Origin of the sequence: Paenibacillus sp. RC67, from assembly GCF_030020805.1 — a bacterium.
GTDB lineage: Bacteria > Bacillota > Bacilli > Paenibacillales > NBRC-103111 > Paenibacillus_S.
Map to the genome: position 1 here is coordinate 6,020,438 of NZ_CP125098.1, position 12,861 is coordinate 6,033,298.

Below are 12,861 nucleotides of genomic sequence, written 5' to 3' on the forward strand. Positions count from 1 at the left end.
TGGATGAATCCATTTATTCCCGCAAACAGCAGTCGAACTCCGTCTAGGGGTAGAGGTAGAAAGGATGTCCAGAGTACTATGACTTCAGTGCATATTACTTTCAAATAGAACGGAGCTGGACCTATGAACCAACCTCTTCAAAATACCTCTTCACCCCGCTTCTTGCCTTTTGTTCTCATCGGCATGTTGCTTATTGTCACGACAACCGGATTTGCCCGAATGGCGTACGGCCTCATCCTGCCTTATATGGAGAAGGATCTTGGTTTGTCTGTGTCTCAGGGAGGAATGCTCGGTACAATTATGTTCCTGGGGTATTTGGTTACTGTCGGCTTGTCGGGCTTGCTGGCTGTACGTTGGGGCGGAAAATCCGTCCTGCTTATCGGCGGAAGTTCGGTTATCGTAAGTATGTTCGGCCTCACATGGGCCTCCTCCTTTGTGTCGTTAGCGCCCTTTATGTTTCTCTCCGGTGCTGGGAGCGCGCTGGTTTTCACGCCTCTTATGTCCATAATGCTGGGCAGCTTCCCCGAGCGAAAAGGAACCGTACTCGGCATCCTGCTCAGCGGTGCAGGAATCGGCATGCTGCTAAGCGGCATCCTGGTTCCCTTCCTGATCGGTCAGTTTGCCGACTGGAAATGGCGTGCGGTCTGGCTGTGCTTCGGAGTACTATCACTTGTAGTGATTCTAACCGCACTTATCATCTTAAGAAATCCTCAATCACGCACCAGTGGCAGCAGCGACAAGGACAAACCGGCTTGGCTTAAAAACAAAGGGCTCATGAAGGTCGCCTGGCTCTACTTTTTGATCGGGCTCGCCTATCTTATTCCGAATTTGTACCAGACCGGCTTCATGCTGGTCCAAGGATTATCCGACCGGACAGCAGGACTCGTCTACTCGGTAGCAGGCATATTCAGCATTGTCGGAGGCCCTGTTTGGGGCACCTTATCTGACAGATTCGGGGTGCCACGCATGTTCGTGCTTGCTTGGGGATGCGCGGTTGCAGGAGATCTAGTTCCTATTGTATCGCCGAGCGTGCCGGGATTCATAATCTCATCTATGCTCTGGGGCTCCAGCATCGGCGGACTGATAACGCTGATACAGCTTAAAGCAGCGCAGCAGGTAACGCCGCGTGTCGTTGCTACTGCCATCGGATTTATTTCTGTCTTCTACGCCATCGGCCAAATGCTAGGTCCGGGACTCTCCGGCTGGATAGTCGACCTCGCAGGAAACTACAGTGCCGCTTATGGATTCGGTGCTGCTATATATGCAGTGGGACTTGGAATGACGCTGTATGCAGGGAGAGCTGAACAGAAGCTCGCTGCATAAGTTATATGCAAAAAACACCCCAATTGAAGAATTGGGGTGTTCAGAATGTCTTATTGCTTATCGTCTGCTGCCAGCGACTCTGCCGCTGCTGCGAGATAATACGCCAATCCTATTTGCTGTCCCTCCAGCATGCGAAGATGGAAATCGTCCTGGAGAAAGAACCGGGTTTGTGCGGCAAAGTCTGCGTAGGATATCTGATGACCATGCTCGTTCATAAACGCCAGGTGATCCTGCAGCAGCTGCTTCATTTTCTCATCGCTATGCTTCAAGCCATCTCTCAAGGCTTGAGCCACCTCATTCATGAATGCTGCGGCTTCTGCCGCCTGCTCATTCATCTTTTGAACGTCCACTGGAGCATCCTCAAGAAGATCCACATTGTAGGTTTGCTTCAGGTGTTGATTTTGCTCGCTCATCGCCTCTTTCCAAGCATCCTCACTTTCAAAGCCTTTGAATAAATCTTGACTGTTCATCTTTTCTCCCTTCATATTGCTTGCTATAGTGTTCCTTAACGTTAGAAGAATGGTTTCAAGCCGCTGCCTTCGGGCCAGAAGAAGTTCTTCCTGTTGGGCCAAAATCGCTGCCCTCTCCGTCTCCCCCTCCAGAAGTTCTTTGATGCTCTCCAGAGGAAATTCCAGCTCCCTATAAAACAAAATGTGCTGAAGCCGCTCGAGCTCTCCCATCCCATACAACCTGTAGCCCGCTTCACTAATTTCACTAGGCAAAAGGAGACCGATCCTGTGGTAATGATGCAGCGTTTTGATCGTGACTTTGGACAAGGTCGATACCTCTTTGACGGTGTAAAGCATTGGTTTCACCTCCTTCTGAATTCAGTCTAAAGCCTCCCCTAAGAGGAGAGTCAACACTTAACTAACAATCCCAATAACGAATCCGTCATACCCTTTACTGCTTACAGTCTGAATGGCTGTGGCCGTAATTCGCGGCTCCTCTGACAGCAGTTCAAAAAACTTTCTTACTCCGATTACACGGGGATCAGCGCTATTTTCATTAATAACTTCTCCATCACGCACGACATTATCTCCAATAATGATCGTTCCAGGACGTGAGAAGCGAAGCGCCCATTTTAAATAATGTGGATTGTTCGGCTTATCGGCATCAATAAATATGAGATCAAATGGCGCTGTATGTTCTTCATCCATTCGGGATAATTGTTCCAAAGCGTCTCCTACCCTCAGCTCTACCTTATGGTCAATCTGAGCAAGCGCTAGATTGGTTCTAGCGACTTCCGCATGATGCGGATCTACTTCGATAGTGACTAAATGTCCGTCTGACGGTAATGCTCTCGCCATCCAAATGGTACTGTATCCGCCCAATGTACCGATTTCCAAAATTCGCTGTGCGCCTCGCATCTGAATGAACAGATTCAACAATTTCCCTTGGGAGGGCGATACGTCGTATGCAGGTAGCCCTGCCTTTTGATTGTTGGCTAATGCTTCTTCCAAAACTGGATCATTAGGGATCAATTGCTCCTGCATATACTGGTCAACTTGGTTCCAGGTGTTCGATGGGTTCATACGGATCACGGCTCCTTATTTTCAATCTGCCCTTCTGTTTTTATTGTAGATGAATTATAATCATATTAAAAATATATGTTTTATATGTAACTATATATTTAATATATAAATAGAAGGAGCCCTTCTCCATGAATCTGCACGCATTGCGATTATTTCATGTAATTGCCTCTACACGAAGTGTGACACGCGCCTCCGAAATACTCAACATCAGCCAACCCGCCATTACAGCCCAAATAAAAAAATTCGAGAAGGAATTGTCCTTCTCTCTTTTCAAGCCTCAAGGCAGAGGGATCACCTTAACCGATGCCGGCGAAAAAATGGAGCAGCTCGCAAAAAGACTTTTTGCAGTGGAACAGCAGATTGAACAATTCGCCCACGATTACCATAACGGCACTAACGGACATATTCGAATCGCCGCGACGTACCTTCCTGCTCATGTTCTGCTGCCTACCTGGATCGCGAAATTTAAGCAGCAATATGAACAAGTGGAAATGACCATAACGACAACCAATTCAAGTGATGCCTTAAAGCAGCTTTTGAATGTAGAGGCTGATTTAGCGATTTATGGAGGCTTGCCGGAAGAGTATCCGGATACAGTTCAGACAGAGGAGCTGTTTCATGATGAGCTATGGTTTGTCGTTGCGCCCAGCCACCGGTACGCGAACCAGCACGTTTCTTTAACCGATATGATGAAGGAGCCTTTTGTCATGCGGGAAGAGGGAAGCTCGACACGAGAACGGTTGTTGGCCCTATGCCGGACCTACAGCACTTCGGCTCCAAGGATCCATTTACAGTTCAATGGGTTGCATGAAGCTATTACTGCGGTCATTGCGGGGTACGGCGCTAACTTCGTATCTTCCCTCGTAGTGCAAAAATATGTAGAGCGCGGCGAGCTGTGTCGGGTCTATGTGGAAGGAATCCACCTGCAAAATACCATTGCTGTCTGTACTCGTAAAAATGAGCCTCTGTCGGTTGCCGCAGCTCATTTCATTCAAATGATTCGCCAAAATCCGTATAGAAAATCATGATGAAGCACTTCTCATTTAGCTCCAATATAAAAATGCCCGAACCTTTGTTCACCAAAGAATTCGGGCATTGCTATGAATTGAAGCAGAAAGCGAATTATTCCGTTGGACTTACCTTGACCAGCATTTTTCCTATATTTTTGCCTTTAAATAGCTCTACGAAAGCTTCAGGAACTCGGTCGAACCCTTCCATAACCGTTTCCTCATATTTTAACTTGCCTTCAGACAGCCATTGCTTCAGGTGCTCCATACCTTCTTGCAAACGGTCAGCGTAATCTCCAAGCACAAAGCCTTTTATCATGGACCGAGTCTTAATCAGCTTGGTCAAGATCCGTGGGCCAACATCACTGCCTTCCTCCATGTTATAGGACGAGATAGCTCCGCAAAGTGGAATTCTCGCATGATCGTTCAGCAAGCTCATAACGGCATCCGATATGTCTCCACCGACATTATCGAAATAAACGTCGACCCCCTGCGGGCAGGCCTGCTCAAGTGCTAGCTTTAGGTCAGCCGTTTTGTAATTCACAGCGGCATCAAAGCCCAGCTCCTTCGTCAGGAACTGTGTCTTATCATCTGAACCTGCAATCCCGACGACTCTCGCGCCATGAATTTTGGCGATCTGGCCTACGATCATTCCGACTGCCCCAGCCGCCCCGGATACAACAACCGTTTCCCCGGCTTTTGGACGTCCGATATCCATGAGGCCAAAGTAGGCTGTTAAGCCTGTCAAACCGATTACGCTCAGATAAGCGGATAATGGTGCTGACTCACCATCAATTTTGCGCAGCGTCTTCGCATCCACAACGTTGTATAGCTGCCATCCAAGCATGCCGAGCACCTTATCCCCAACGCGGAACAGCTCCGAACGGGATTCGACGACTTCCCCCACAACACCTCCGCTTATAGCTTCTCCGAGTTTATAGGGTGGCACATAGGACTTGGTATCGTTCATTCTTCCCCGCATATATGGGTCAACCGACAAGTAAATCGAACGCACGACGACCTGCCCTTCTTCCGGCTTACCAACAGGTGCATCTTTCACTTCAAATGTGTCCTTATCTGGCCAACCGTGCGGACGGTTTTTAAGTAAAATCATTTGATTCATCATCATAAATCACTCTCTTCCTTGGAAATAATAATCATCGGACCATCCAATGAGCGAATCGAGACACGAATTATATAGTTTTAAAACTTTCAAACTATATCACTAAAAAGAAAGCTTCTTGGCACCTATAGGCTCCCCAAGAAACCGGGTAAATACGTCTGAAACATATCCTCGATTAAAGAAATTTTTTTATTTTGTCCGTCACGGACGACACGGATCAATTCCGCCTCATTCATAATTTTCAAATGATAAGTGACATTCGATTTGTCCATTCCCATCGCTTTACCGATTTCTCCGCAGCTGTTCCGCGTCGGCTCCGCATGAAGATAACGGACAATTTCAATGCGCTTCTTCTCCGCCAGGGCTTTGAAAATCCGTGCCCGCTTCTCATCATCAGCTTGTATTTGTTCGATCATCATAAAACAATCTTAAAGAGGAGCAAGCCTCTTGTCAACCGGATTGGTCTGGAAGCAAAGAAACGCTGATTTAAGTCAGCGCTTCGGATTGATGAGAAACCCATAAAACTTGAAATATTGCTAATAATACTCCGATGGGGTATGCCCCTCCGGCCGCTGTTGTTCTTGGGAAATTTTTAATTTTTTTTCGCTTTTTAGCGGGGATTTCCCAAGAACAAAGGCGGATGCTATCACTCCTCCGAGGCATCCCCCACCTACCTATATAGTAAAATTCTCGAAGAAACAGGTTTCTCAACAAGCAAACAAGCGCTGAAAAAATCAGCGCTTGTTCTTGTATAAGAATAATAGCGGTTTAGCTGTGGAAATCCAGACCGGATGTTACGGCTTTCACATAACCGGTACGAATGACGAAGTCTCCAAAATGCTCACCCTGATTGCGATCGGATGCGAAATGCTGAATCATCGGCTTCAGCACGTCGATAATTTCCTCTTCTCCGATGTTCTCACGATACAGCTTGCTTAAACGGTCTCCGGAGAAGCCTGCGCCCATGTACATATTGTACTTGCCCGGGGATTTCCCGATGAATGCAATCTCACCCAGAGCAGGGCGCGCACAGCCATTCGGGCAGCCTGTCATTCGAATGTTGATTTCTTCATCGCGTAGGCCAACTTCCTCCAGGATAGGCTCCAGCCTCTCAACCAACGTTGGCAAATAGCGTTCTGCCTCTGCCATCGCCAGTCCGCAAGTCGGCAGAGCAACACAAGAAAGTGCGCTTCGGCGAAGGGCAGACAGCTCCTCACCTTCAATGATGCCGTACTCTTTAAGCAGCGCGACGATCTTCGCTTTCTTCTGGCTTGCGATGTTCGCTATCATCAAGTTCTGGTTAGCGGTAAGACGGAAGTCTCCCGTATGAATTTTGGCAATTTCACGCAAAGCCGTTTTGAGCTTGTAGTTCTCGGAATCTACAATTCGTCCGCTCTGAACATACAGCGTTAAGTTCCATTTGCCATCTTTGCCCTTTACCCAACCATAACGGTCGCCCGTATGCTCGAATTGGAACTCGCGCGCAGGCTCCAGCTTCCAGCCCAAACGATCGTGCAATTCATCCACAAACCATTCCAGACCGTGACGATCGATCGTGTACTTGAAGCGCGCATACTTACGAACAGATCGATTGCCGTAATCGCGCTGAATCGTTACCGTCTTCTCCGCAACATCAAGGATACGATCCGGCGTACAGAAGCCGATGACTCTTGCCAGCTGAGGATATGTTTGGGTATCGCCATGCGTCATGCCCATGCCGCCGCCGACACTTACGTTAAAGCCAATGAGTTTGCCGTTTTCTACAATAGCAATAAAGCCGAGATCCTGTGAATACACATCCACATCATTAGAAGGAGGAACGGCTATACCGATTTTGAACTTCCGCGGCAAATAAACAGGACCATAGATCGGCTCAACTTCCGTTTGCTCACCGTTTTGTTCAAGACTGTCGACGACCTTCTCTCCATCCAGCCAAATCTCATGATACGCTGGTGTACGAGGAGCCAGGTGAGTCGTTAACTGCTGGGACCAACGGTAAACCTCACTGTGCACCTCGGATTGATAAGGGTTCGGGTTACACATGACGTTACGGCTAACATCACCACATGCAGCCAATGTTGTCAGCAGCGCGTCGTTAATATCTCGGATCGTTTGCTTCAAATTCCATTTAAGTACCCCGTGCAGCTGAAACGCTTGACGGGTTGTAACACGGATGCTTCCGCTTCCGTATTTCTCAGCCAATTCGTCCATGACGAGCCATTGTTCCGGGGTAGATACACCACCAGGTGTCACGACGCGAAGCATGAACTGAAAGGATGGCTCAAGCTTCTGTTTCTCACGCTCATTGCGCAAATCACGGTCATCCTGCATATAGCTGCCATGGAATTTGAGCAGTCGGTTATCCAGTTCAGGCAATCCGCCTGTAATCCGGTTGGAGAGGGACTTGACTAACGATCCGCGCAAGTAATTACTTTCTTCCTTCAGCAATTCCACATCGCTTGGAGGTCCGCCGATCGGCTCCACTTTAAGTTTTTCTGCCATTGCTGTCAGCTCCTTTACTATGCACCCAGTGCATCCATTCTTTCTATTCGATCATCTATAACATTAAACGACTTAATACACATCGCGTTGATAACGGCCTTGCTCCTGCAGCTCGGCTACATAAGCCGCAGCCTCTTCAGGACTCTTGGCTCCTTGCTGCTCGATAATAGTAAGCAGCGCCTTATGCACATCATGGGCCATATGCTTCTCATCACCGCATACATAGACATGAGCGCCTTCCTGCAGCCATTGATACAGCTCGGAAGCATTCTCCAGCATTCTGTGCTGAACGTATACTTTGTCCTCGGTATCACGGGAGAATGCCACGTCCAGATTCGTCAATGCTCCAGCTTTCAACATCCGCTGCCAATCAGTCTGATACAGGAAGTCAGTTACAAAATGCCGGTCTCCATAGAACAGCCACGATCTGCCGTTTACACCAAGCTCTTCTCGCTCCTCCAGGAAAGCTCGGAACGGCGCGACGCCGGTACCAGGTCCGACCATAATAACCGGAGTATCCGGATTAACAGGTGGTTTAAAGTTCGGATTTTTCTGTATAAAAATCGGAAGCGTATCGCCCGGTTGAAGACGTTCTGAAGCATGTACGGAGCAAACACCGCCGCGCTCCCTGCCATGAGCCTCATACTGTACTTTTCTGATCGTTAAATGAACTTCATCCGGGTGCGCGTTGTAGCTGCTTGCAATTGAGTAAAGACGAGGCGGCAGCTTGCGGGCCAATGCTGGGATATCTCCCGGAGTTAAAGTCCATGGAGCAAAATCACTCAACAGGTCCAGCAAATCTCTTCCGCTCATGTATTCCTTCAGATCCTGCTTATGATCTGGCTTTACCAGCTCCGCCAGTTTACTGTTACCTGAAAATGCCACTGCTTTCTCCATGAGCGGCTTAGTCAGGACGGTAATCTCGTAGTGATGAAGCAGCGCATCCCTCAAAGAGGATGTCTCGCCCGCTTTCCCTACAGCAACGAGCGCTTCCGGATTCCACTTCATCGCGTCCACGATAGCATTCACAAGGGATGGATCGTTCTGCGGATAGACGCCAACACAATCGCCTGGTTCATAGGTAAGCCCGGAACCATCAAGCGAAAGCTCCAAATGGCGAGTCTCACGATCCGAACCGCGTCCGTTCAAATTAAGATTATCAAGTACCTCAGCATGAAACGGATTAGAACGGGAATATTCCGACTGATCTTCGCTCGAAGCGGAAGCTGTGAGGACTGCAACTGAACCGGAGGAAGCAGGCGCTGCTTGAGCAGATGCACTTACCGCGTCGGTAACACTCGCTATCCAAGAGGCTGCTGACTCCTCGAAATCCACATCGCAATCGATACGAGCAGCTATACGCTGAGCTCCGAGCTCCTCTAACCGATTGTCAAAATCTTGTCCCGTTTTGCAGAAAAACTCATAGGACGTGTCACCAAGGGCAAGAACGGAGTACTTAACGCCCTCCAGCTTTGGCGCTCTTTTACTGAACAAAAACTCATAGAAGGTCAAGGCATTATCCGGCGGATCGCCTTCTCCATGAGTACTGGCAAGTACGAACAAATAGCTGGCTTTTTTCAAATTGTTCGTTTTGTATTGATTCATAGCTGAGAGAGTCACTGCAAAGCCCTGCTCCTTCAGCTTATCCGATAATCTGCCCGCCAAGCGCTGGGCGTTACCAGTTTGAGAACCGTAAAGAATAGTCGCCTCACAGGGCGTCTGAATCTCAGGAACCAAGGTCAGCACCTGTGGGGTGGACCCAATCGTATCGTTGGCACGCACTGGAGCTTCAACTTGAGCAGCTTGGCTTCCAGGACGATAAAAGGCTAAATATCCTCCCAACCATTGGATCTGTGCCTCAGTCAAGGTTGGCAAAAGTCGATTGATCAGCTCGGCCTGCTCTTCCGTAAAAGGACTGTTCGTTACTTTGAGTTGCAACAACATCCACCTCGCATCGTTTCATATTAATATTATTCCAAGTTGGTTACTCTGTTTTTCCTTCTGCTCTTATGCTACAGCAGTCTATCTACAGGGTCAATGCGATTAGTCGATTTTTGTCTATAAAAGTTTTTGTGGAATGATTTCAATTTTTCTTATAAATGAAATCAATCCTCTAAGAGATACCTCAGTGAACACTATGCTGCATCTTCAATCATTGCCGCCTGCGTTTGAAAAAGGCGACGATTCGTCCGTCCGCAGGCATTACGGAAACTAGCTCCCAGCCGTAGCGCCCCCAGTGGGATAAGGCTTCATCCAATGTCCATCCGCTGTGTTCCATTTCACCACCTTGCAAGCAATCCCCGAGTGCCACATCCGTTGCATATTCCCACATCTCCCCGCCGGCCTGCAGCTCAAAAGGTGGAGTCAGCCGTTCCACCTTAAGATCCCATCTTACTCTAGTAGTCGCTTTGGAAAGTGTCTCAATAATGGGTTCTCTTTCAGTAACCTCCAGTGGAAATAGCCGCGGTGCCCGCGGGAAATGGAACGTTCTATGCGAATGATATACCTGCAGCACCATCGTACCGACTGAAGTACCGTTATCGTCATATAGGACATACCAGACACATCGTTCCCTCTCTTCAGGTGGCCCCCAGTTTTCCACGGAATCTTTGCGATTGAACCCTGCTTTAGCGCTGTATCCATCCGCTCTCAACTGCTCCAAGACCGGAATCATGAACTCTTGAATACAGACGCCATAGGCACGGTCTCCATACTCCTCGAACATTTGCGTCAACTGCTCCTTCTTGTCCTCATAGACCTTTCTCCACGAATTTGAAAATGTATTTTCGACATTTCGAACTATCGCGTGTATTAAAGCTTTTTCCATATTCTATCATCTCCCTCAAGAGTCATTCTAACATCGTTAGATTATATTTTAACACCGTTAGATTAATACTATATGGTATAATTGTCAATAATTCATTGGAGGGCAATAATGGCACGAAGAAGAACCTATCCGTCTCAAACGGAAATTCAAACAGGAAACATGGAACATATTCATACACCTTTAGACCGTGCCCGGATCGTCCGTACGGTCTTGAGTATGCTGCAAGAGGAAGGCTTGGAACAGATCAGCATGCGCAAAATTGCGGATTCGCTTGGCGTGAAAGCCGCATCACTCTACTATCACGTGAAGGATAAAGAGCAGTTGCTTCACTTATTGGCAGAACAGATAAGTTCAGAAGTCGAATTTCCTGACGAACAATTGGATTGGCGGGAGCAGCTTCGGCAATGGTCACTTCATTTTCGCCGAGTCCTGCATCTGTATCAAGACTCCGTGCAAATCATGAGTGCAACGATCGCGGCTAGTCCGAACCGGCTATCGCACATCGAATTTTTGTTCCGAATCTTAGCCGAGTCGGGGTTCAAGGAATCACAAATTCCTTGGCTTGCCTCTATGCTTAAAAGTTACATTTACGGTTTCATAGATGAAGAGAACCGGTTAGCCGCTCGTGCGAAGATAGAGCATGTGGATGTAGATCAAATGGGGAAAAATTACACAGAGAAGTTTCAAGCTCTCTCCCCAGAGTTCTATCCCTATCTGGGCCGATTTGCGGCATACACCACAGCTGTCGATTGGGATAATGAATTTACATTTGGAGTTAATGTTCTGTTGGATGGATTTGAGGCTCAGAGGACACATGAAAAAACAGGTAAAGAAAAAAATCCGTAACCAAACTGGTTATGGATTTTTTTATGAAGATATCTTTTGCCTTAACAAATTTGTTCGAAACGAACCTTATGCTCTTCTCCCCATTGATTCATTAAATCCAATAGAGGAATCAAGCTTTCCCCATAAGCAGTAAGGGAATATTCCACTTTCGGGGGGATTTCCGGGTAAATCTCACGTTTGACCAAGCCATGAGATTCCAATTCCCGCAGCTGATAAGTCAATACTTTTTGTGTTAAGCCTGGAATCAATTGAGTAAATTCACTGAACCGCTTCTTCCCATTTCGCAAATGGCATATAAGAAGCAGCTTCCATTTCCCTTCAATGATTCCCAAGGTTACATTAGCGGCATAATCAGAATCTGTAGGTCTCAAATCTCTTACTCCCTTCACAAAACTTACTTTAATGATACTAAAGCGAAATAAAGTGCGTACTTCTCAAGATTCTATCTCTCCAGCATAATCGACTACATCAAGAAAATCAAAGAGAGAAGAGAGGGGAAAGCACCATGAAAGCCCAGTCTATTACATTCAATCAGGAGCAATCCAAGGCCAGGTTTCCCATTGCCATATATATTCTTATGGTCAGTGCGTTTGCCATTGGCACAACGGAATTCGTCATAATGGGCATTCTTCCCGATGTAGCGGCAGATCTCGGGGTTTCCATCAGTAAAGCCGGCATGCTGGTGTCCGTATATGCGCTTGGCGTTGCTATCGGCGGGCCGCTTCTCACTGTGCTTACCGTGCGCATGCCAAGAAAAATATTGCTCATCCTGCTAATGTCATTATTCGTTGTTGCCAATGTGCTTAGCGCGAATGCATCCAATTATAGTACGCTGCTTATCGCTCGCATTCTTTCATCCTTCACGCACGGCACCCTGTTCGGAGTCGGATCCGTCGTCGCCGCTAGATTGGTGAGTCCGGACAGACAGGCCAGCGCAATAGCCATGATGTTCATAGGTGTAACACTGGCTAATATTTTGGGTGTTCCCTTAGGCACTTTCATCGGTCATGATTATGGGTGGCGCTCTGCCTTTTGGGTCGTAGCCTCTTTGGGAGCTATTTCACTAATTGCATTAGCTGTCTATGTCCCCAAGCTGCCTAACCATGAAATCCCCAGCTTCCGCAAGGAAATCAGTGTACTCCGCCAGCCGCAAGTACTGCTTACCTTGTTAATGACCGTTTTCGGCTTTGGCGGTGTATTTGTCATCTTCACCTATATTTCACCCATGTTAACCGATATCACAGGCTTCCATCAAGACTCGGTAACCCTCTTGCTTCTGCTATTCGGAGCAGGCTTAACCATTGGCAATATTGTTGGAGGCAAGCTCTCCGACTGGAAGCTGCTGCCTTCCTTAGTTGGAATCCTTGTTATTCTCCTGATGATATATGGCCTCTTCACCTTTACCGTTCATAACAAGTTAGCTGCAGCCATAACGATTTTCGTCTGGGGTATCGCTGCGTTTGCTACAGTCCCAGGCTTTCAGATGCGCGTATTGGAAAAAGCAAAGTCAGCTCCCAACCTTGCTTCTACACTTAACATTGGAGCTTTTAATTTGGGAGGTGCAGTGGGTGCCTGGCTTGGCGGAATGGTACTCGACAGCCCATTGGGGCTTCAAGCTCTACCATGGGTCGCCGCTGTAGTAACGCTGATTGGACTCATCGTGACCCTTTGGAGTCGATCTCTTAAATCATCTTCTTAACA

General features: G+C 47.6%; 12 protein-coding genes. 4 read left to right on the forward strand and 8 right to left on the reverse strand.

What is annotated here, in order from left to right; all coding sequences use genetic code 11:
• Positions 1 to 123: 123 nt before the first annotated feature.
• Entirely contained in the window at positions 124 to 1,323 is a 1,200-nt protein-coding gene (locus QMA13_RS27400; protein WP_282936856.1) for an MFS transporter, read from the forward strand.
• Between the two features lie 50 nt (positions 1,324 to 1,373).
• On the opposite strand, the gene QMA13_RS27405 is transcribed toward QMA13_RS27400, so the two are convergent.
• Both QMA13_RS27405 and QMA13_RS27410 read right to left on the reverse strand, forming a co-directional pair.
• Positions 1,374 to 2,129: a MerR family transcriptional regulator gene (locus tag QMA13_RS27405; protein ID WP_282936857.1), complete on the reverse strand. Its 756-nt coding sequence runs from the start codon at positions 2,127 to 2,129 to the stop codon at positions 1,374 to 1,376.
• Between the two features lie 57 nt (positions 2,130 to 2,186).
• Positions 2,187 to 2,855: an O-methyltransferase gene (locus QMA13_RS27410; RefSeq protein ID WP_282936858.1), complete on the reverse strand. Its 669-nt coding sequence runs from the start codon at positions 2,853 to 2,855 to the stop codon at positions 2,187 to 2,189.
• 128 nt (positions 2,856 to 2,983) lie between these two features.
• Here QMA13_RS27410 and QMA13_RS27415 point away from each other — a divergent pair, with 128 nt between their 5' ends.
• A complete protein-coding gene (locus tag QMA13_RS27415; protein ID WP_282936859.1) occupies positions 2,984 to 3,883 on the forward strand; it encodes a LysR family transcriptional regulator in 900 nt (299 codons plus the stop codon).
• Between the two features lie 94 nt (positions 3,884 to 3,977).
• Here the strand turns inward: QMA13_RS27415 and QMA13_RS27420 are convergent, their stop codons facing one another.
• From QMA13_RS27420 to QMA13_RS27440, 5 genes are all read right to left on the reverse strand, one after another.
• Positions 3,978 to 4,985, reverse strand: a complete 1,008-nt coding sequence (locus tag QMA13_RS27420) for an NADP-dependent oxidoreductase (RefSeq protein ID WP_481858251.1) — start codon at positions 4,983 to 4,985, stop codon at positions 3,978 to 3,980.
• 125 nt (positions 4,986 to 5,110) lie between these two features.
• The gene (locus QMA13_RS27425) at positions 5,111 to 5,404 is read right to left on the reverse strand and encodes an ArsR/SmtB family transcription factor (RefSeq protein ID WP_282936861.1); all 294 of its coding nucleotides are present in this window, start codon (positions 5,402 to 5,404) and stop codon (positions 5,111 to 5,113) included.
• A 349-nt stretch (positions 5,405 to 5,753) separates the two neighbouring features.
• Positions 5,754 to 7,487 carry an assimilatory sulfite reductase (NADPH) hemoprotein subunit gene (gene cysI, locus QMA13_RS27430; RefSeq protein ID WP_282936862.1) on the reverse strand — a complete coding sequence of 578 codons (1,734 nt, stop codon included), beginning with the start codon at positions 7,485 to 7,487 and terminating at the stop codon, positions 5,754 to 5,756.
• 72 nt (positions 7,488 to 7,559) lie between these two features.
• The gene (locus QMA13_RS27435) at positions 7,560 to 9,425 is read right to left on the reverse strand and encodes an assimilatory sulfite reductase (NADPH) flavoprotein subunit (protein ID WP_282936863.1); all 1,866 of its coding nucleotides are present in this window, start codon (positions 9,423 to 9,425) and stop codon (positions 7,560 to 7,562) included.
• 214 nt (positions 9,426 to 9,639) lie between these two features.
• A complete protein-coding gene (locus QMA13_RS27440) occupies positions 9,640 to 10,314 on the reverse strand; it encodes a DUF6022 family protein (RefSeq protein WP_282936864.1) in 675 nt (224 codons plus the stop codon).
• A gap of 108 nt (positions 10,315 to 10,422) precedes the next feature.
• On the opposite strand from QMA13_RS27440, the gene QMA13_RS27445 reads away from it, so the two are divergent.
• Entirely contained in the window at positions 10,423 to 11,160 is a 738-nt protein-coding gene (locus QMA13_RS27445) for a TetR/AcrR family transcriptional regulator C-terminal domain-containing protein (RefSeq protein ID WP_282936865.1), read from the forward strand.
• Between the two features lie 41 nt (positions 11,161 to 11,201).
• On the opposite strand, the gene QMA13_RS27450 is transcribed toward QMA13_RS27445, so the two are convergent.
• The gene (locus QMA13_RS27450; RefSeq protein WP_282936866.1) at positions 11,202 to 11,531 is read right to left on the reverse strand and encodes a winged helix-turn-helix transcriptional regulator; all 330 of its coding nucleotides are present in this window, start codon (positions 11,529 to 11,531) and stop codon (positions 11,202 to 11,204) included.
• Between the two features lie 134 nt (positions 11,532 to 11,665).
• Here QMA13_RS27450 and QMA13_RS27455 point away from each other — a divergent pair, with 134 nt between their 5' ends.
• Complete coding sequence (locus QMA13_RS27455; protein WP_282936867.1) at positions 11,666 to 12,859, forward strand: MFS transporter; 1,194 nt, start codon at positions 11,666 to 11,668, stop codon at positions 12,857 to 12,859.
• The last annotated feature ends 2 nt before the right edge of the window (positions 12,860 to 12,861 follow it).

Excerpts from the sequence above, each read along its gene's own strand:
- QMA13_RS27400 (WP_282936856.1), top strand. The coding sequence starts at position 124 with ATGAACCAACCTCTTCAAAATACCTCTTCACCCCGCTTCTTGCCTTTT.
- QMA13_RS27405 (WP_282936857.1), bottom strand. The coding sequence starts at position 2,129 with ATGCTTTACACCGTCAAAGAGGTATCGACCTTGTCCAAAGTCACGATC.
- QMA13_RS27410 (WP_282936858.1), bottom strand. The coding sequence starts at position 2,855 with ATGAACCCATCGAACACCTGGAACCAAGTTGACCAGTATATGCAGGAG.
- QMA13_RS27415 (WP_282936859.1), top strand. The coding sequence starts at position 2,984 with ATGAATCTGCACGCATTGCGATTATTTCATGTAATTGCCTCTACACGA.
- QMA13_RS27420 (WP_481858251.1), bottom strand. The coding sequence starts at position 4,985 with ATGAATCAAATGATTTTACTTAAAAACCGTCCGCACGGTTGGCCAGAT.
- QMA13_RS27425 (WP_282936861.1), bottom strand. The coding sequence starts at position 5,404 with ATGATGATCGAACAAATACAAGCTGATGATGAGAAGCGGGCACGGATT.
- cysI (WP_282936862.1), bottom strand. The coding sequence starts at position 7,487 with ATGGCAGAAAAACTTAAAGTGGAGCCGATCGGCGGACCTCCAAGCGAT.
- QMA13_RS27440 (WP_282936864.1), bottom strand. The coding sequence starts at position 10,314 with ATGGAAAAAGCTTTAATACACGCGATAGTTCGAAATGTCGAAAATACA.
- QMA13_RS27445 (WP_282936865.1), top strand. The coding sequence starts at position 10,423 with ATGGCACGAAGAAGAACCTATCCGTCTCAAACGGAAATTCAAACAGGA.
- QMA13_RS27455 (WP_282936867.1), top strand. The coding sequence starts at position 11,666 with ATGAAAGCCCAGTCTATTACATTCAATCAGGAGCAATCCAAGGCCAGG.